General features: G+C 66.1%; 17 protein-coding genes. 5 read left to right on the top strand and 12 right to left on the bottom strand.

Going from position 1 to position 18,707, the window contains the following annotated elements; genetic code table 11:
- Positions 1–34: 34 nt before the first annotated feature.
- A complete protein-coding gene (locus tag P1L40_RS12410; protein WP_284007398.1) occupies positions 35–1,207 on the top strand; it encodes an MBL fold metallo-hydrolase in 1,173 nt (390 codons plus the stop codon).
- On the opposite strand, the gene P1L40_RS12405 is transcribed toward P1L40_RS12410, so the two are convergent.
- The 3 genes from P1L40_RS12405 to P1L40_RS12395 all read right to left on the bottom strand — a co-directional run bounded on the left by P1L40_RS12405 (position 1,208) and on the right by P1L40_RS12395 (position 4,681).
- A complete protein-coding gene (locus P1L40_RS12405; protein WP_284007396.1) occupies positions 1,208–1,501 on the bottom strand; it encodes a DUF6432 family protein in 294 nt (97 codons plus the stop codon).
- Positions 1,502–1,596: 95 nt separating this feature from the next.
- Positions 1,597–2,301: a hypothetical protein gene (locus tag P1L40_RS12400; protein ID WP_284007394.1), complete on the bottom strand. Its 705-nt coding sequence runs from the start codon at positions 2,299–2,301 to the stop codon at positions 1,597–1,599.
- The gene (locus P1L40_RS12395) at positions 2,288–4,681 is read right to left on the bottom strand and encodes a CARDB domain-containing protein (protein WP_284007392.1); all 2,394 of its coding nucleotides are present in this window, start codon (positions 4,679–4,681) and stop codon (positions 2,288–2,290) included. Before P1L40_RS12395 ends, P1L40_RS12400 begins: the two co-directional genes overlap by 14 nt.
- 146 nt (positions 4,682–4,827) lie before the next feature.
- Here P1L40_RS12395 and P1L40_RS12390 point away from each other — a divergent pair, with 146 nt between their 5' ends.
- Positions 4,828–5,577 (top strand): DUF7093 family protein, encoded by a 750-nt coding sequence (locus P1L40_RS12390; protein ID WP_284007390.1) that lies wholly within the window; start codon positions 4,828–4,830, stop codon positions 5,575–5,577.
- Between the two features lie 38 nt (positions 5,578–5,615).
- Positions 5,616–6,008, top strand: a complete 393-nt coding sequence (locus P1L40_RS12385) for a DUF5611 family protein (RefSeq protein ID WP_284007389.1) — start codon at positions 5,616–5,618, stop codon at positions 6,006–6,008.
- Between the two features lie 254 nt (positions 6,009–6,262).
- Here P1L40_RS12385 and P1L40_RS12380 read toward each other — a convergent pair whose 3' ends face one another.
- From P1L40_RS12380 to P1L40_RS12365, 4 genes are all read right to left on the bottom strand, one after another.
- Complete coding sequence (locus P1L40_RS12380) at positions 6,263–7,030, bottom strand: ABC transporter permease (protein ID WP_284007387.1); 768 nt, start codon at positions 7,028–7,030, stop codon at positions 6,263–6,265.
- Positions 7,027–7,971: an ABC transporter ATP-binding protein gene (locus tag P1L40_RS12375; protein WP_284007385.1), complete on the bottom strand. Its 945-nt coding sequence runs from the start codon at positions 7,969–7,971 to the stop codon at positions 7,027–7,029. The genes P1L40_RS12380 and P1L40_RS12375 overlap by 4 nt, the downstream gene beginning before the upstream one ends.
- A gap of 68 nt (positions 7,972–8,039) precedes the next feature.
- Entirely contained in the window at positions 8,040–8,399 is a 360-nt protein-coding gene (locus P1L40_RS12370) for a cell division protein SepF (protein WP_284007384.1), read from the bottom strand.
- Positions 8,400–8,485: 86 nt separating this feature from the next.
- Positions 8,486–8,965, bottom strand: coding sequence for an RNA-binding protein (locus P1L40_RS12365; RefSeq protein ID WP_284007382.1), 480 nt, complete (start codon positions 8,963–8,965; stop codon positions 8,486–8,488).
- A 106-nt stretch (positions 8,966–9,071) separates the two neighbouring features.
- On the opposite strand from P1L40_RS12365, the gene P1L40_RS12360 reads away from it, so the two are divergent.
- The gene (locus P1L40_RS12360; RefSeq protein ID WP_284007380.1) at positions 9,072–9,983 is read left to right on the top strand and encodes a cobalamin-binding protein; all 912 of its coding nucleotides are present in this window, start codon (positions 9,072–9,074) and stop codon (positions 9,981–9,983) included.
- Between the two features lie 27 nt (positions 9,984–10,010).
- Here the strand turns inward: P1L40_RS12360 and ubaA are convergent, their stop codons facing one another.
- The 4 genes from ubaA to P1L40_RS12340 all read right to left on the bottom strand — a co-directional run bounded on the left by ubaA (position 10,011) and on the right by P1L40_RS12340 (position 14,598).
- Positions 10,011–10,826, bottom strand: coding sequence for an SAMP-activating enzyme E1 (ubaA, locus tag P1L40_RS12355; protein ID WP_284007379.1), 816 nt, complete (start codon positions 10,824–10,826; stop codon positions 10,011–10,013).
- A 58-nt stretch (positions 10,827–10,884) separates the two neighbouring features.
- Entirely contained in the window at positions 10,885–11,490 is a 606-nt protein-coding gene (locus P1L40_RS23730; protein WP_473092373.1) for a methyl-accepting chemotaxis protein, read from the bottom strand.
- Positions 11,491–11,947: 457 nt separating this feature from the next.
- Positions 11,948–13,444: a carboxypeptidase M32 gene (locus P1L40_RS12345; RefSeq protein WP_284007377.1), complete on the bottom strand. Its 1,497-nt coding sequence runs from the start codon at positions 13,442–13,444 to the stop codon at positions 11,948–11,950.
- Positions 13,445–13,497: 53 nt separating this feature from the next.
- Positions 13,498–14,598 (bottom strand): M20 family metallopeptidase, encoded by a 1,101-nt coding sequence (locus P1L40_RS12340; protein WP_284007375.1) that lies wholly within the window; start codon positions 14,596–14,598, stop codon positions 13,498–13,500.
- A gap of 97 nt (positions 14,599–14,695) precedes the next feature.
- On the opposite strand from P1L40_RS12340, the gene P1L40_RS12335 reads away from it, so the two are divergent.
- A complete protein-coding gene (locus P1L40_RS12335; protein WP_284007374.1) occupies positions 14,696–16,576 on the top strand; it encodes a PINc/VapC family ATPase in 1,881 nt (626 codons plus the stop codon).
- Positions 16,577–16,701: 125 nt separating this feature from the next.
- Here P1L40_RS12335 and P1L40_RS12330 read toward each other — a convergent pair whose 3' ends face one another.
- Positions 16,702–18,561 carry a PDC sensor domain-containing protein gene (locus P1L40_RS12330; RefSeq protein WP_284007372.1) on the bottom strand — a complete coding sequence of 620 codons (1,860 nt, stop codon included), beginning with the start codon at positions 18,559–18,561 and terminating at the stop codon, positions 16,702–16,704.
- Positions 18,562–18,707: the final 146 nt, after the last annotated feature.

Below are 18,707 nucleotides of genomic sequence, written 5' to 3'. Positions count from 1 at the left end.
CCCGATTTATCGCCGCCGGGACCGTACGTTCCGTATGGCCGACCCAACCCCCCCGACAGACGCTCCCTCGGTGACGCCAGCGGAACTCCACGAGCGGCTCCGGAGCGGCGAGCCGGTCCGGCTCCTCGATGTCCGGGACCGCGACGAGTTCGAGACGTGGCACATCGACGGCCCGTCGGTCACCGCGACACAGCTCCCGCTGTCGAAGTTCGTCCAGGCGTCGGTCACGGACGGCATCGGGGATCTGACCGACGAGATCCCCGGCGAGGGACCGCTCACCGTCGTCTGTGGCCGCGGCGAGGGGAGCGCCTTCGTCGCCGGCCTGCTGGAAGACAACGGTATCGCCGCCCGGAACCTCGCCGACGGGATGGACGGCTGGGCCCGACTCTACGTCGCCACCGAGGTCCCGTGTTCGAGCGCGACTGTCCTCCAGTACGAACGCCCCGCCGCTGGCTGTCTGAGCTATCTCGTCGTCAGCGGCGACGAGGCCGCCGTCGTCGACCCGCTGCGTGCGTTCGCCGACCGGTACGTCGCCGACGCCCGCGACCGTGGTGCCACGCTGACCACCGCGGTCGACACCCACGTCCACGCCGACCACGTGAGCGGTCTCCCAACCCTCGCGGCCGAGTCCGACATCGAACCGGTCCTCCCCGCTCCGGCGATCGAACGCGGCGTCACCTTCGACGTGACCGCGCTGGCTCCCGAGGCGTCGCTCGCCATCGGTTCGGCGACGCTCCAGTCGGTCCCCCTGCCCGGCCACACGTCGGGGATGACGGGTCTACTGGTCGGTGACGTACTGCTCGCCGGCGACAGCGTCTTCCTCGACAGCGTCGCCCGCCCTGATCTCGAAGCCGGGACCGACGGCGCGACGGCCCTCGCGCGGGACCTCTACCGAACGCTGACCGAGCGCCTCGCCGACCTCCCGGCGGACACGCTGATCGCGCCGGGCCACCACGGCGAGCGGACACCTCCTGCCGAGGACGGGACCTACACCGCTCGCCTGGGCGCTCTCCGCGACCGACTGCCGGCGTTCGGGATGGACCGCGACGCGTTCGTGACCTGGCTCCGTGACGATCTACCCCCGCGGCCGGCCAACTTCGATCGCATCGTCGACATCAACCTCGGCGTCGCCGCTGTCGACGACGAGGACGCCTTCGAACTCGAACTCGGTCCGAACAACTGTGCGGCGACGCCGGCGGACGACTGACTACAACGGCAACCGTCGCCGTAACTGTTCGAGCAACGATTCGTCTTCCTCCGGGTCCGGTGTCCCCACGACGTGTTCCTCCGGACGGATGACGGTCCGCTCGCCGTCGTCCTCGACCTCGATGAGGTCGTCCGCCTTCAACGCGGCCAGTGCCCCCTCGATTTGGTCGATGTTGACATCCGCGCGAGAACGGAGTTCGAACACCGTCATCCCCTCCTGGTGGCGGTCCGCGAGGGCGTCGAGCACCGCGACCTCCGCATCGTCCCGGTCTCGGTACTCGGGCTTCGCTCTCATACGTACCTGTATTACTGGCTAGTTCTTGTCTTTGTCCCTCATCGAACCGAACGGTTCCGTCGACGGCGAGAAGGCGATTGGTACGCGCTCGGCGACTATATTCCCTCTTCTGGGTGTGCCGGCCCGGGTTCGGCCTCGCCGATGTATAGCAGTTCGTACTCGCGTTCGGTGAGCGTCCCGTTCAATCGCGCGAGTCCCCATTCGTATTTGATGTGAGCACGTTCGTACAATCGTCCATCTTGTGTGCGGACGGTGACGTTGATCGTGCGGGGAATCCACGAGCGGTCAACATCTGCGTACGTACCTTCATCGTCAGCGTATCGATCAATCGAATATTTATATAAAGTGAGAATTACGCCCTGTTGCAAAAGATATTTTGAAGTATTATTCGTTGGAGCGTAGTGGACAATTTTGATAGTTTTGTTTGCTGTATCAATGTCTGATAGTTCAAGCGACGTATTTGAACTTTCAGTAATAGCTCCAATATAACGAGCGGAATATTGTTCGTATTTGTCATAACGCTCTCCCAAGATTTCGCTTTGAGATTTAGTTATGGTTTGGGTTGGATTTTCGGTTTTAGTGGATGGCGAGATAGATGTGTGCTCAGGGTGGTCAGTAGTATGGCGTTGTGGCGTTGTTGCTGTTTCTTTTGTTTCAGAAGGTTCTGAAGGGACTACACTAGATGTTTCTGTTTTATCGGCTTCTCCATCAAAGCTACTGCACCCCGCAACTGAGATGGAAACAGCGATCAGACATATGAGGAGTATCCTCCCTACATCAGGTTTTTTAATTTGGCACATTGTCTATGACTAGGTTATTGATGGGAGCTCTGTACTGGCTGTAAGTATCGGTTCGGCTCTGGTTTGTTCCTGAGGGGTTTGTACTGCATCCCATCGGTCCACAGTCACCGTCATCACCAGGTTTAAAAACTGGACCGGGGTTGTACGTAGATTCATCATCATCATCATCAGAGTTTTTTGAGTCGAATATGTTAATCGCAGATTCTTCCAGTTCTTCTTGAACTGTCTCTCCAGGGATTTTACCTCCGAATTTTTTAATTTCTGTGTCGTTCATGACAGTCACCAAATCACCGTTCCGTGAAACCTGCAGTCCGTCTTCCCCGTTCGCGTCGATCCAGACCTCGCTGCCGTTGTCGCTGTAGTGGATATCCGTGCTGTTCTTGTCCAGACAGCCGACCATGTTGCCCTCCATGTCCGTCCAGACGTAGCCGCCATCACACGCCGAGCCAGCGTTGCTGGTGTCGTCCGAGACTGGCGGAACGACGGTGACGTTCCGGCGCTGGTCCCGGAGGCGGACCTCGAACTCCCGCGGGAACGCACCGCGGTGTGTGAGGTGTCTGTTCTTCCACACCAGGGTCGTCTGACCGCCGCCGGAAATCGTCACGAACTGCTTTCGGCCGTCGATACGCCCATCGACGTAGAGCTTGAAGTTCTGCACTTTCCCGCGGTCGTACGTGCTTTCGATCGTGGCGCGTACGTCGAACCGCTCGCCGGTGTCGACCCGGTTCGGTACGTCGAGACTGGCGACCTGGAGGCGGCCGGCGTCGGTCACGTCGACCGACCGACTTCGATCGCCGACGCTGACGGAGTACTGGCCGCTGCGGTCGAACGACTCGGTGAACCGAACCCGTTTCTCGCCGCCGACAGACACGAACACGGATCGGTTCTGGACCGGTGTGCCGTCGACGGCCAGCGTCGCGTCGTACGTTCCGTGGCTCTGGCCGGTGTTCCGGATCGTCGCAGTGAACGCGGCGCGTTCGCCGATATCGAGCGTCCGGTTGGGGCCGGTGAGACGCGAGACGCGGAACGCCGCCGGACCGCGGGTCGGGGTGACGACGACCGAGGTCGACGCGGTTCCGATGCTGACAGTCCGGCGTCCGGAGTCGAGGAACTCGGCGTTGAAGGCGACGTACTTGGTTTCGCCGGCCGCGACCGTCGGCGATCGGCTATCGAGCGTCCGCCCGTCGATAGCAAACGGCGTGTCGAGCGTCCGGGGCGTGGTGTCCGTGTTGACCACGCTGCCGTAGATCGTCGCGGTCGTCCCCTGCTGGATGTCGCTGGGAACGTAGATCGTATCGACGAAGATCCGTCCGCCGCCGGAGACGGCCGGATCGACCTCGATCACCGTCGATCGGGCACCGACGGTGAGGGTGTACGTCCCCGGCTGTGTGAACCGGTGGCGGAACGTCGCCATGTCGGACTCGGCGGGGTCGAGCGCCACGGTCGTCCGGCCGGTCCGGGTCCCGTCGACGAGCAGCCGTGCCGGGTACGTGCCGCGAGCGGTCCCGGTGTTCTCGACAGTGGCCGTGACCGGGACCGACGAGTTCGTCGTCGTCCGGGCCGGTGCCGTCAGTTCGGTGACGGTAAACGATGGTGCCGTCCCACCCGGTCGCGACCCGTTCGTCGAGGGCGGACTCGACGGCGGGCCGGGGGATGGTGTCGGACCGGGTGAAGGACTCGGGCCGGGAGTAGGGCCGGTGGGCGGTGTCGGGGGTGACGGCGTCGTCGGCGGCCCCGACGCCCGCGTGACGGACAGTCCGTGTGTTGCGGCTCCGCGCCGACCCGCAGTGTCGTACGCGATCGCACGGATCCGTGCTGGCCCGATCGTGTCGAACTGGCGGGTGAGCGACACCGTCGCGTCACTCCCGGTGACTGGCTCGCGGCGGACGAACGTCCCGTCGACGACCCACGCGAGCGTATCGAGTTGCCCCGATGGAGCGGTCACGTCCGCCGTGACGGTCGTCTGGCGTCCGCGCGTTGCGGTCGCGGGTCCGGACAGTGACACGCCGGGGCCACCGGCGGGCTCGACGACGACCTCGAGGGTGTCCGATCGGCTCTGTCCGTCGTCGTCGGTGACCGTGAGTGTGACGTTGTACTGTCCGACGGTCGTCGGGCTGAACGTCGTCTGTCGGCAGGTGCGACAGGCTGGTGTCGCCGAACTGCCGGCCGGTCCGTCGATACGCCACCGAACGGACGTGATCTGCCCGTCGGGGTCGCGCGAACCGTTCGCGTCGAGGTGGACCGTCGTGCCCGGCGGGACGGTCTGGTCGAGTCCGGCGTCGGCAAGCGGCGGGTCGCTCGCGACCACGGTCGTCGATGCGACGACAGTTCCACACAGGACAACCACGAAGACGACGATAGCAACCGTACTCGTTCGCATCGGTAGCCGTTCGCCGCCTCCCATGGTATAAAATTTCGTTCGTAAGGCCGAAAATATAGTTCTTTCCGTTCGATCTCAGTCGGAACAACCCCGCCGTGTTGGGCGACAGGGAGGGTTTAAGTACGTCACGAGAGGAGACACTGGCAATGGGTCTCAAATGCTCCATCCTCGGGCACACGTACGGTGAGAGCACCGTCGAGCGCGACCGGGAAGAACAGGGGAGCGAAGTCGTCATCACTATTCAGGAGACAGAGACCTGCACACGGTGTGGCAACACGCGGGTCGTCTCCGAGAACAAGGAAGTGACGGCGATCGAAACACCGTCGGACATCGCCGGCGACGTGGTCGATGATACCGAAACCGACGCGACGGACACAATCGAACAGGAGTCACAGAACGACACGGACAGCGAGAGCAGCGATACCCCGACACCGCCCTCCCCGGCCCCGCCGGGCGAGGACGACGCCGAGATCATGGACAGCGACGACGGCGTCGAGAGCGGTGACGCCGAACTCGACGAGCCGGCGACGACAACCGAGGTACCCGATGCGGAGGCGGACGCGATGCCCGAGCGCGACCCCGAGGAAGACGACGCGGTGATCCTCGACGAGACGGACGACGACGCCGGTCGGGAGCCCGGAGAGTGGCCCGAGGAGGCGACGAGGGGCGACGACGAGACGCAGGAAGACGACTGGGAACCGGTGTCGACCGAGGTCGAGACCGACGACGGGCCGGATGTCGAGCCCCTCGGGGGAACGGCCGTCACAGTCCCCAACGGACAGTTTCGCTGTCCCGAGTGTGGCTTCACGACGGACGTAGAAGCCTCGTCGCTGCGGGCGGGCGATTTCTGCCCGGAGTGTCAGAAGGGCGCACTGGTCACGGAACCCACCGAGTGAACACAAAGGGTAAGACGGGGCCTCGCAAAATCCAACCCATGCGAGAGTACAAGATGCGACGGGGCGAACATCTGGAGGACCGCGTCCCGGATATGGAAGCGTTCGTCGAAGAGCACTTCGGCGAGGTGACAGACACCGAGGAATACAACGGGAGCGACCTGCTAGTCGTCGACGAACCGGACAACCCCGTGTTCGATCGGGTCGTCGCGGGCACCGTCACCTACAGCGGGAAGAAGGACAAACTGGCGCTGCACATCGACGAGCGGCCGGCCGAGAAGGTCATCGCCGAGGGCCACGTCGACGCGGCCGAAGACGCAGTGACCGTCAAGAACGACTTTCTGGAGTCGGCCACCGGTCGCGACGCGAAGGCACGCCGGGACTCGATGAAGCGGTCGGTCGAGGACGACGCGGACAAGCCGGACAACGTCTGAACCGGCGGAGAGCTGTTTTGTCGGTATAGGGTTCGAGAAGGCCGAAAACGGCCGGATCGAATATGTGTTTTGGCCGCCAGTACCGTGGCCGTCAAGGCTAAATGCGTTCGTGCCGTTCGTTCACATACGCCGTTCCCGGAGGCGCTCACAAGTATCCGGGCTCTGGCAGCGTTGCGCTGCTACGTCATGTGTTGATGACCTCCTGGAGGGTGGCTCCCTCCAGCCCTCAGTCATCTCCGTTCTCGATCCGTTCACTACTCCGCGAGACCGTAGCCCCGCGTGAACAACAGGAAATCGACCGCCAGAACCGCGACCGTCGCGCCGGTCAGGACGGCCAGCGAGGTGTTGGGATCGATCTCGGTCACGCCGATCATGCCGTACCGGACGCCGTTGACCATGTACACCATCGGGTTGAACAGCGAGACGCTCCGCCAGACCGGCGGGAGGACTTCAAGCGAGTAGAACACGGCGCCGAAAAACACCAGCGGCCGGAGGATGAACTGGTTCATCACGGTGAGGTAATCGAAGTCACTGGCCCACAGCCCGCCGATCACGCCGAGCCCGCCGAACAGCGTGGTGATGACGAGGACGAACGCGATCAGGTAGACGGGGTTGGCGACCGGCACCGACGTGAACACGAGGCCGACGCCGATGATCAACAGCGAGGTGACGATCCCTCGCAGCGCGCTCGCGCTCACGTAGGCCGCGACCATGTCTCGGTTCGCCATCGGGGATGTGGTCACGGCCTGGATGTACTCGTTCCACCGGCCATGGAAGATCGTAAAGGAGGCGTTCTCGAAGCTGTCGGAGATCGCACCCAGCACGACCAGCCCCGGGAGGACGAACTGGATGTAGCTCACGCCGGCGATCTCACCGATCCGGCTCCCCAGGATGACGCCGAAGACGGCGAAATACAGCGAGTTCGTGATGATCGGCGGCAGGAACGTGTTGTACGGCCGGCGGACGAACCGGAGCACCTCCCGCCGGACCAGTGTCAGGAGCTGCGTCGTCTGGTGGCTCATGCGGACACCTCCGCGTACTCGCGTTCGTCGCGGGTCATGTCGACGAACACCTCTTCGAGCGAGGCCCGGCGGATGTCCAGCGACGTGACGGTGTGACCCTGTGCTTCGAGCGTGCGCAGGATCGCCGGTGCGGTCTGGCTGCCGCCGGAGGCGGTGACGCTGAGGCCGTCCTCGGTCACGTCGACCGCCGTCACGCCGTCGACATCGAGCGTCGGGGCGGTCCGGGGTGGGTCCGCGAGTTCGACCGCGACGGTGTCGGTGCCCCGCGCCATCAGTTCGCCGGGTGCGGCCACCTCGACCTTCCGGCCGTCGTCCATGATCGCGACCCGGTCACAGAGCCGCTCGGCCTCCTCGATGTAGTGGGTCGTCAACACGATGGTCGTCCCGGCGTCGTTCATCCGGTTGATGATGTCCCAGAGGTCGTGGCGCAGTTGCACGTCGACCCCGGCCGTCGGTTCGTCCAGGATCAACAGGTCGGGATCGGAGACCAGCGCCCGCGCGAGCATGAACCGGCGTTTCATCCCGCCCGAGAGCCAGTCGAAACGGGTGTCCCGTTTCTCCCAGATGCCGACGGTCTTGAGCGCCTCCTCGGCGCGTTCGGTCGCCTCGGCGCTGGGGATGCCGTGGTAGCCGGCCTTGTGTTCCAGTACTTCGATGATCGGGAAGAAGCGGTCGACGTTGAACTCCTGTGGAGCGAGGCCGATACGGTCACGGACCTCGCGGTAGTCGTCCTCGACATCGAAACCGAACACCTCGGCGGTCCCGCTGTCTTTCCGGACGAGGCCGACCAGCGTGTTGATAAACGTGGTCTTGCCCGCACCGTTTGGCCCCAACAGACCGAAGAAGTCGCCACGCTCGACGGTCAGTTCCAGCCCGTCGAGTGCCTGCACGTCCCCGTACTGCTTGCGTACGTCACGGGCGCGGATCGCCGGCTCGGTCATCGTCTATCCAAGCGCTCGCAGGCCGAAAAACACGTCGAAGCCGGGCGCGTGTGACCCCTGGTACCGCGTTACCGACCCAGCCGGTCGCGGGAGATGCCCACGCCCGAGGGGGCGATGATGAGCTGGTCGTCGTCCTTCTGGACGATGTCCCCGCCCACTTCGTTGGTGACCTGCTTGAGTTCGTCGCTGATGTGTTCCATCGTCCGGTCCTGCGTGGAGTGGCGGATGATGTCGGCGATGACGATGTCGCCGTCGTAGACCGCGTCCTTGATCTCGATGACATCCTGGGTGTCGCTGATCTGTGCGATCCGGATCTGTCGGTCCACATCGGCCCCGGACGTGTCGAAGTCGTCGGCGTTCAGCTCGACGTAGTCGTCGGTCTTCCGTGACGACCCCGACTCGCCGAGGATCGAACTCATGAGTCCCATGTCCCCCACGGCGTGCCGTGACGATTTAGGTCTTACGTCAGACGCGGTTTTTATTTGGTTCGTTCGGATCGAAAAGTACCCCCGTCTCAGACGGAGAACTCGAACAGGTCGTCGCCGACGTGGTGGATCGAGGAGACGACCTTCCCGCTGTCGCCGACCATGTCGCCGCCGTCGGTCATCGCGCGGCCGATCGCCAGCACCTTCCCGTGGGACTCCTCGGCGATGGCGACCAGGTCCCCCTCGGCGATGTCGTCGTCGGCCTCGGTGATCCCGGGACGCATCACGTCGGCGCCGTCCGAGACGAACGAGATGGCGCCGGCGTCGACGGTGACGACGTGTTTCTGTGGCGGGTAGTCGTTGGCCCCTTCGACGGTGAGGAACGGCTCGTCGTCGACGTACAGCACCAGCGGGTCGCCGTCGACGAGGACTACGTCCCAGTCGCTGTCGTCGAACTCGACTTTCTCGTAGCTGTCGGCGTCCAGTTCGACGCCGAGGTTGTCCGAGAGGGCGGTCGTGATAGCGTCGACCTCGTCCGAGCGGAGGTGGTGGCGCGATTTGACGTTCATAGGCGCCAGTCGGATGCCGGGAAGCGTAAGCGTAACGACCTCTCGCGAGGGGAGTCCGAGCGGACCGGAGCGGTGGCTTTAGTCGGGAGCCGTCCGTAGAGCGGGTATGCGCGTCGTCACGCTCCTGCCGTCCGCGACGGAGATCGTCTACGCACTCGGGGTCGAACCGGTCGGGGTGTCCCACGAGTGTGACCACCCGCCCGCCGCCCGCGAACAACCGTCGGTCAACCGCTCGCGGGTCGACCCGACGGCCACGAGCGGCGAGATCAACGAGCAGGTCGCCGACGCCGAAGCCGGCGACGGCGTCTACGCCATCGACCGGGCGACGCTGGCCGAACTCGACCCCGATCTGGTCGTCACGCAGGGCGTCTGTGATGTCTGTGCGATCGATCACGTCCAGGTGGCGACGGCCGTCGACGAACTGGGCCTCGAAACGGAGGTGCTGACACTCGACGTGCACAGTCTCGACGACCTCTTCGAGTCGATCCACGAGGTGGGGGCCGCCATCGACCGTGGCGAACGAGCCAGCGACCTCGTGGCCGAGTTGCGCGACCGGGTCGCGGCCGTCGAGACGACCGCGGCGCGTGCCGAAACCGAACCACGCGTCGCGGTGCTTGACTGGCTCGATCCGGTCATGGTCGCGGGCCACTGGGTCCCCGAGATGGTCGATCGAGCGGGTGGTCGCTACGGGCTGGAAGCCGCCGGCGGTGACTCCCGCCCCCGAGAGTGGGCGGAGATCCGCGAGTACGACCCCGACGTGCTCGTCGCCGCACCCTGTGGCTTCGACATCGAGCAGACCCGCGAAAACCTCGCCGATCTGACCGGCCGGCCCGGGTTCGATGGCCTGACCGCGGTTCGGGAAGGTCGCGTCCACGTGCTCGACGGCCACCACTACGTCAACCGCTCGGGGCCACGGCTCGTCGACACCATGGAGTTTCTGGGGGCACTGGTCCACCCGGAGCTGTTCGACGCGCCGCCACGGGACGTGGCCCTCGACCTGGGAACCGTCCAGGCCTGATGACTGCCTCGGACGGGCGCGACAGTCTCAGTCGCCGGTCAGCGAACACCGACCGTCGTAGTCGGCGTCCGTGACACGCTCGATCGCCGGGTCGCTCCCACAGACCGGACAGTCCGCTGCGGGCGCGACGGGCACCTCCTCGACGGACATGTCGGCGGCGTCGTACGCCAGTAGTCGGCCGTCCAGCGAGTCGCCGTAGTCCATCGCGAGTTTGACGACCTCCGTGGCCTGGAGGCAGCCGATCGTCCCCGGGAGCACGCCCAGGACGCCGGCGGTCGCACAGTCCGGGACAGTCCCCGCCGGCGGCGCTTTCGGGAACAGACAGCGATAGCAGGGACCGTCGCCGGTGAACGTCGTCACCTGCCCCTCGAACCGGAAGACGGCACCGTGGGAGAAGGGCGTCCCCGAGAGGGTACAGGCGTCGTTGACAAGGAATCGGGTGGCGAAGTTGTCCGAGGCGTCGACCACGATATCGTAGCGCTCGACCAGGTCGGCGGCGTTGTCGGCGGCCAGGCGCGTCTCGTGGGCGTCGACGGTCGCGTCGGGGTTCAGCCCGGTGACGAACTCGCGGGCGCTCTCGACTTTCGGTCGGCCGATGTCGTCGTCGCGGTGGATCACCTGGCGCTGGAGGTTCGACCGCTCGACGGTGTCGTCGTCGACGATCCCCAGCCGGCCGATACCGGCCGCCGCCAGGTACTGCAGGACCGGCGAGCCGAGCCCCCCGGCACCGACCACGAGTACGTCGGTGTCGAGCAGCGCCGCCTGTCCCGCCGGCCCCACGTCGTCCATGATGACGTGACGCGAGTACCGATCGAGCTGTTCTGGGTCCAGATCCGGACGCATAGCGTGAGGTTGCGCCCCGGGGAGGATAAACGGCTAGATACGCTCGGCCGAAACGCCGTCAGTTGTTGCGCTGGAGGTCCGCGACCAGGTCGTCCATCTTCCGGTTGATCGCCGCGATCTGGTCGGTCTGCTCGACGGCCTCGTCGGCAATCTCGGCGGTCGAGTCGGCGATCCCTTCGGCGGCGGTCGTCGACTGGTCGAGCATGCTCGCGACCTCTTCGGTGGCGGCGGCCTGTTCGTCGGTCGCCGTCGCGACCTCCTCGATCCCGTGGTTGACCTCGTTGACCGCGTCGTCGATGTCGTCGAGGATCTCCGTCGACTCCTCGACGGTCTCGATCCCCTCGTCGATCTCGGTGTTGCTCTCTTCGAGGCTCTCGACGGCGTTCGCGGTGTCGTCCTGGATGCCCTCGATCATCTGCTCGATCGTCGTCGCCTGGGTCTGGGACTCCTCGGCCAGCGACTTCACCTCGTCGGCGACGACGGCGAACCCTTCGCCCGCCTCGCCGGCCCGAGCGGCCTCGATCGAGGCGTTCAGCGCCAGCATGTTCGTCTGGTCGGCGATGTCGTTGATGACTTCGACGATCTCGTCGATCTCCGCGACGCTCTCCTGGATGGTCTGGACATCCCGGGCGACGCTGTCGGCGGCCGCCTGGATGCGTTCCATGGCCGCGTAGACATCCTCGGCGTTGTCCTGGCCCTGTTCGGCGAGTTGTTTCGCCTCGCGGGTGGCCGCCGAGACCTCCTCCGAGGAGGCGGCGATCTCCTCGACGGACGCCGAGAGGTTCGACACCTCGCTTGCGACCTCCGAGACCGTCTCGTACTGGTCGGCCGCCTGTGCCCGGATGTCGTCAGTCTCCTCGGCGATGTCGACCGAGGAGTTCTCCAGTTCGGCGATCAGTGTCTGGATCTCGCTGGCCTGCTCGTGGTCGTAGCCGGCCTGGCGGTCGATGTCTTCGGCGATGTCGTCTTCGATATCCGCGTCGATGTCGTCGTCGATGTCGCTCTCGGTCGCTAATTCGTCGCTATCGAGCTCTCCTTGGACCATCGTGGTCAGTGTGTCGTACTACTGTTATAAAAGTGCCATACCAAACGGTATCAGAGGAGATAATCGGACGGACCGATCAGCAGTCGTACAGCGCGCGGTACTTTCCGTCGGCGTAGTCGAGGAAGTGATCGGCGGTGAAGGACTCGCCGGTCGCCTCCCTGACCAGGTCGTCGGTCGTGTACCGGGCGCCGTGGCGGTGGACGTGTTCGGTCAGCCAGTCGTGGATATCGTCGAACTCGCCGGCCCGGACTTGGTCGTCGACGGCGAGGTCCTGGCGGATGTGGTGGTCCAGTTGCGCGGCCAGTACCGACCCGAGCGTGTACGTCGGGAAGTAGCCGAAGGCGCCGTTCGTCCAGTGGATGTCTTGCAGACAGCCCTCAGCGTCGGTGTCGGGCCGGATGCCGAGGTACTCCTCCATCTTGTCGTTCCAGACCTGCGGAACCTCCGATACGTCCAGCTCCCCGCGGATGAGATCGCGTTCGATCTCGAACCGGAGGATGATGTGCATGTGGTAGGTCAGTTCGTCCGCCTCGACCCGGATGAGGTTGTCGTCGTACACCTCGTTGGCGGCCTCGTAGAACGCTCGGGGGGTGGCGTCGGTCCCGAGGTGGTCGTTGGCGGTGTCGGTGAAGAACTCCCAGAACGGGAGCGAGCGGCCGACGTGGTTCTCCCAGAAGCGGGACTGTGACTCGTGGACCGAGAGGTCCCGGTTCGAGCCAAGCGGTGTCCCGTACTCCGCCTGGGGCAGCCCCAGGGTGTAGGTCGCGTGGCCGAACTCGTGGATCGTCGAGCCGACGGCGTCGAGCGGGTCGTCGGGCTTGAACCGCGTGGTCACCCGAGCGTCGAACTGCGTCCCCGTCGAGAACGGGTGCGGGGCGGTGTCCAGACGGCCCCGGTCCCAGTCGTAGCCCAGCACGTCCAGGGCCTCCTCGACGAGGGCGTGCTGGGTGTCGTCGTCGTAGGTCCCCTCGAACGGGTCCGCGAGCGTCACGCCGCTGTCGGCGATGTCGTCGATCAACGGGACGAGTTCGTCACGCAGGCGGGTCAGCACCGCCTCGGCGGTGTCGATCCCCAGGTACGGCTCGTACTCCTCGAACAGCACCTCGTAGGGGTCCCGATCCGGGTCGATGGCCTCGGCGTACTCCCGGCGGAGTTCGACCAGTTCTTCCAGCGTCTCCTCGTAGGCCGAGAAGTCGTCCTCGGCTTTGGCCTCCTTCCACACCGGCAGGGCGTTCGAAGTAGCCTCCGAGATGCGCTCGACCAGATCCGAGGGGACCCTGACGGCCCGTTCGTAGTCGCGTCGTACCTCGCGGACGACAGACTGCTGTTCGTCGTCGAGGTCGCTCGCTTCGAGGTCGTCGAGCCACTCGCCCAGTTGCTCGTCGGTCAGCAGGTCGTGGTGGAGCGTCGAGATGGCCGAAGACTGCTTGGCCCGGGCCGGCGTCCCGGCGTCGGGCATCATCACCTGCTGGTCCCACTGGAGGACGCCGTTGGCGTCCTGGACGTAGTGGAGCTGTCGGACGTGATCGAGGAACTGTTCGTAGGTGGAGGACTGCTCGCTCGCGTGTGCCATAGGATGCCGTTAGGCGTCAGACGGTAAATGGACAGGGTCGGCGGTAAACGGTGTCAGTTCTCCGCTGCGGGCCAGGTCTCGGCGACCCGTTCGTATATCTCGCGACACCGCTCTAGGACTTCGATCGAGACGCTCTCGTCGGCGGTGTGTGCCTCGCCGGGTTCGGCCGCGCCGACGACGACACACTCCGTTCCGGCGTCGGCGAGCCAGCCCGCGTCGGTCGCGTGGGGCTTGACGACCTGTTCGGGGGTGCCGTCCTGCGCCGCGGCCGCGGCCGACCGGACGGTCTCGGCGAAGGCGGCGTCGCCACAGGCCATCGGCGGGAGGTCCTGATCGACCCGCAGGGAGACCCCCTCGACGGTCTCGACCCGCGAGAGCGGTGCCCGTTCGCCGGGAACGGTCCGCTCGTCGACGGTCGCCGTGCAGCGTTCGGGGACGACGTTCCAGGCGGACCCGCCGTCGATCTCGGTGACGGCGACGCTCCCCGACAGCGAGTGACCCAGCACTTCGGTCTCGGGGAACGACAGGTCGCGGACGATGTCGACGGCGTCACAGGCGCGATAGACGGCGTTCTCGCCTGCGTCGGGTTCGCTGGCGTGGGCCGCCGCGCCCTCGGCGACGATCGTCGAACCGCGACGGCCCTTGTGGGCGACGGCCACGTCCGTGACGCCGGCCGCCGAGTAGCCGGTCGACCCCTCGCCGACGACGGCGTAGTCGGGCGCGAACCCCGCCTCGATGGCCGCCCGACAGCCGATCCCGCCCTGTTCCTCGCCGACGAAGGAGGCGAAGACGAGTTCGCCCGCTGGGTCGGCCTCTGCGAACGCCAGCATCGCCGCCGCGACACAGCCTTTCATGTCGGCGGTCCCGCGGCCGTAGAGGCGGCCGTCGCGGCGCTGGACGACGTAGTCGCCGTCGGCGGTGACCTGGGAGTCGTCGGGCGGGACTACGTCGTGGTGGCCCACGAGCGCGAGGGAGGGGCCAGCCCCCTTGCGTGCGACGACGTTACCAACCTCGTCGCGCCGGACGGCGGCGTCGGTGTGGTCCCGAAGCCAGGACGCGACGAAGTCGCCGGCGGCCCGTTCGTCGTGATCGCCCTCCCGGTGGCTCGGAATCGCGACCAACTGCTGGGTGAGGTCCGCGACGGTCGTGGTCATGCCTGTCCCTGGGACCCCCCGGGTCAAGAGTTCGGCGGCGTCGCGCTTTCCGGGCCGGTTGAACATCCTTATCAGGCGACGGGACCCTACCGACTGTATGGAAATCGTACCGGACACGAGCGTGGTCATCGACGGCCGCGTGTCCGAGCAGGTCGAAGCCGACGCCGACCCCGACGCGACGGTCGACGGCAGGGGCTTTGCCGGCGCGACGGTCGTCGTCCCCGAAGCCGTCGTCGGCGAACTCGAAGCACAGGCCAACGACGGCCGGGAGACCGGCTGGGAGGGGCTCGAAGAGCTCCAGCGACTGGTCGACCTCGCCGAGGAAGGGGTCATCGACATCGAGTACGTCGGCCGCCGACCGGACGCCATCGAGAAGCGCGAGGCCGGCGAGGGCCAGATCGACGCGCTGATCCGGGACGTTGCACAGGACCGGGGCGCGACGCTCGTGACCAGCGACGACGTGCAGGCCGAGGTCGCCCGCGCGAAAGGGCTGGACGTGGAGTACGTCGAGCCCCGCGGTCGCACCGTCGAACGGCTCCAGATCGAGAACTTCTTCGACGAGGGGACGATGAGCGTCCACCTGAAAGTGGGGGTCCAGCCGTTCGCCAAGAAGGGGTCGATCGGCGACATGCATTACCAGCCGATCCGCGACGCCATCGCCACCGAGGACGAACTCCGCGAGTACGTCGAGGACATCGAGGAGGCCGCCCGCTCCTCGCCCGAGGGGTTCGTCGAACTCGACGAACCGGGCATGACGATCGTCCAGTTCAAGGACCTCCGGATCGCGATGGCCCGGCCGCCCTTTTCGGACGCCCGGGAGATCACCGCCGTCCGGCCGATCGTCAAGACCGAGCTGGACGACTACGAACACGCCGACGAACTGCGGGACCGCTTCACCGAACACCAGCGCGGCGTCCTCATCTCCGGGTCGCCCGGCGCCGGGAAGTCCACCTTCGCCCAGGCGGTCGGTGAGTTCCTCGTCGACGCCGACTACGCCGTCAAGACGATGGAGAAGCCACGCGACCTCCAGGTCGGTCCCGACATCACCCAGTACACCGCCCTGGGCGGGTCGATGGAGAAGACCGCCGACTCGCTGTTGATGGTCCGGCCCGACTACACGATCTACGACGAGGTCCGCAAGACCGACGACTTCGAGGTGTTCGCGGACATGCGCCTGGCGGGCGTCGGGATGGTCGGCGTCGTCCACGCGACCCGCGCCGTCGACGCGCTCCAGCGGCTGATCGGCCGGGTCGAACTGGGACTGATCCCCCAGATCGTCGACACCGTCGTCTACATCGAGGCCGGCAAAGTCGACACCGTCTACGACGTGACGACCGAGGTGAAGGTCCCCCAGGGCCTGATGGAGGAGGACCTCGCGCGCCCGGTGATCGTCGTCCGTGACTTCGAGACCGGCCAGCCCGAGTACGAGATCTACACCTTCAACCGCCAGGTCGTCACCGTCCCGCTCAACGAGGACGACGACAGCGAGGACTCCGGCGTCGACCGCCTGGCCAAACAGGAGGTCGAGCGCGAGATCCGCTCGATCGCTCGCGGCCACGTCGAGGTGGAACTGCGTGGCCCCAACACCGCCGTCGTCTGGGTCGAGGACGACGACATCTCACAGGTCATCGGCAAGGGCGGCGGGCGCATCTCCGACGTGGAGAACCGCCTGGGCATCGACATCGACGTGCGGACCTTCGAGGACCGGCCGGCCGGCCCCTCGGGCGGCCCGCAGGCCGACCCCGAGGGCAGCAAACAGGGCGAGATCGTCACGCCGGAGGTCACCTCCCGGCACGTGATGATCCCCCTGGAGGGCCACGCCGGCGAGACCGTCGAGGTCCAGGCCGACGGCGAGTACCTCTTTACCGCGACCGTCTCCCGCGGCGGCGAGGTCCAGGTCTCCCGTGGCTCGGGGATCGCCGAGGAACTCGAACGCGCGATCGACCGCGGCAAGACGATCACCGTCGCGCCGTCCTGAACGGCGGCGGTCTCGGTACTCCGGTAGTACCCCGAACTCGCGCCGGCGGCGCGAGTTCGGCCGTTTTCCCCACGTTTTTGCAACGGGGGTTCGCGCCGCGAACCCCCGCAGTAAAAAGTGGTTGGTCAGTCGTCGTCGGTCTCGATCCGTCCGCTCGGGCCGCCCGAGAAGACGAACTCGTGTTCTTCCTCGGTGTCGAACTCCCGGAGGATCTCCGAGAGGGGCGTCACGTAGCGGACGAGTTCGTCGGCCCGCCGGGAGACCTCGTTGAGTTCGGCGGCCTGTTCCTCGGCGGCGCCGGCGACGTTCTCGGACTCGGCCATCGTGGCCTCGGTGCGGTCGCCAACGTCGGTCAGCGTCCGGGTGACCTCGTCGAGGTGGGACTGTGCCGTCTCGGTGTCGCCCGATTCGAGGGCGGCGACGGCGTCGTCGACGCGTTCGATGGCCGACTGGAGGTCCTCGCGTTGCCGGTCGGCGTCGTCGGAGATCCGCTGGATCGATTCGGCGACCTGCTCTGCGGCCTCCTTGACACTCGCCGCACTGGAGCCGACGACCTGCCCGGACTCCTCGACCCGGTCGGAGAAGCTCTTGAGCTGGCCGACGGTCTTTTCGAGTTCCTCGATCATCTCGTTGAAGTCCTCTGCGATGGCGTCCATCGCGTCGTTCTCCCCGTCAGTCTCCATGCGCTGGGTGAGGTCGCCGGCGGCGGCCTGCCCCATGACCGCCGAGTAGTCGGCGGCGATGTGCTGGAGGTGGGCGTTGGTCTCCATGACCTCGTCGCGGGCGACCTGTGCCTTCTTGCGTTCGCGTTCGGCCTCGGCGATCCGGTCTTTCAGCGAGTCACGCATCGCCGCGAAGCCGTCGTAGAGCCGGCCGACGGTGTCGATCCGGCCCGAGTGGATCGTCACGTCGAGGTCGCCCGCCTGCATCCGCTCGGTCTTGCGGGTGAGTCGGTCGATCGCTCGGGTCGTGTTCCGGCCGAGGACGACGCCGATGACTCCGATGGCGGCGACGCCCAGCAGCGTCGCGTACAGGCCCTGGTTTGCGACCTGTCGGACGGTCCCGTAGGCGGTCCCGACGTTCGTGTGGACCAGGACCGTCCAGTCGGTGCCGAGTACCTGCGCGTAGCCGACGACGTACTCGGCGCCCGCGAGCGACGGTGTCTCGCCGAGCGCGCCCACAGTCGGGCCGGCACGCATCGCACCGGAGTCGGCGGGGCCGAGCTCCCGTGCCGCACCGGGTGCGCCGTTGTCCTCGCCGTATGGCTGGAGCAACAGTGCGTTCTTCTTCTGGTGGAGGAGGATGCGGTTCCGTCCGTCGACGACCATCGACGTGCTGTCGCTGGCGCCGAAACTGGTTCCCGTGAACGTCCGCAGCGGGACCGTGTAGACGACGTAGGTGTCGCCGTCGGCGGTGACCGGCGTGACGTACGCGATCCGGTCGCGCGGGTCCCCCAGCGTCGCGGTGCTGGTGTAGCCGTCGGTGACCCGGGTCCCCGACCCCGAGCGGATCGACTCGACGAGCGTCTCGTTCAGCATCGAGATGGTCGATCCGTGGTAGTTCGACTTCGAGGACGCGGTTATCTTCCCCGCGGAGAGGTCGACGTAGTGGAGGTTGGGCTGGCTGTCGTCGGCGTAGTCCCGCCCGCGCATCTCGGCGTCGAAATAGCGTTTTATCTCGGAGGTGTCCCCGGCGGTGACCGGGCCGGATCGGGCCATCGTCTCGACGTAGTTCATGTTTCGCTGGTTCCAGTCGGCCCGGCTCTCGGCCGCCTGTTTCGCGATGTTGGCGTGTTCGCTCAACACCTGCTGTTCGAACTCGCCGCGGACCTGCTGGGTGCCGTAGATGCCGACGGCGCCGACGAGCAGGCCGATACACAGCAAGGCGAGAAAGAACTTCAGCGCGAACCGCCGGCGCACGAAGTCCGGCGTCACCGTTCGAATCGCCCGGACCACCCCGTTCGGCTGTGGTTGCTCGTCCGTCATCGGTCACCTCGGTCGGTTCCGGTCGCCGGTGTCTGCTCGGTCCGCTGTGGGACCGTCGCTGCCGTCGGCCCCGCGGTGACATCCCCCTTGATGTCTCCTGTCAGTACATGTGCCATCAGTACGCATATATTCGTGAATTACTATTT

The sequence above is a fragment of the Haloarcula pelagica genome, from assembly GCF_030127105.1.
Taxonomy (GTDB): Archaea; Halobacteriota; Halobacteria; order Halobacteriales; family Haloarculaceae; genus Haloarcula; species Haloarcula pelagica.
This window is presented reverse-complemented; position numbering and strand designations above follow the sequence as displayed.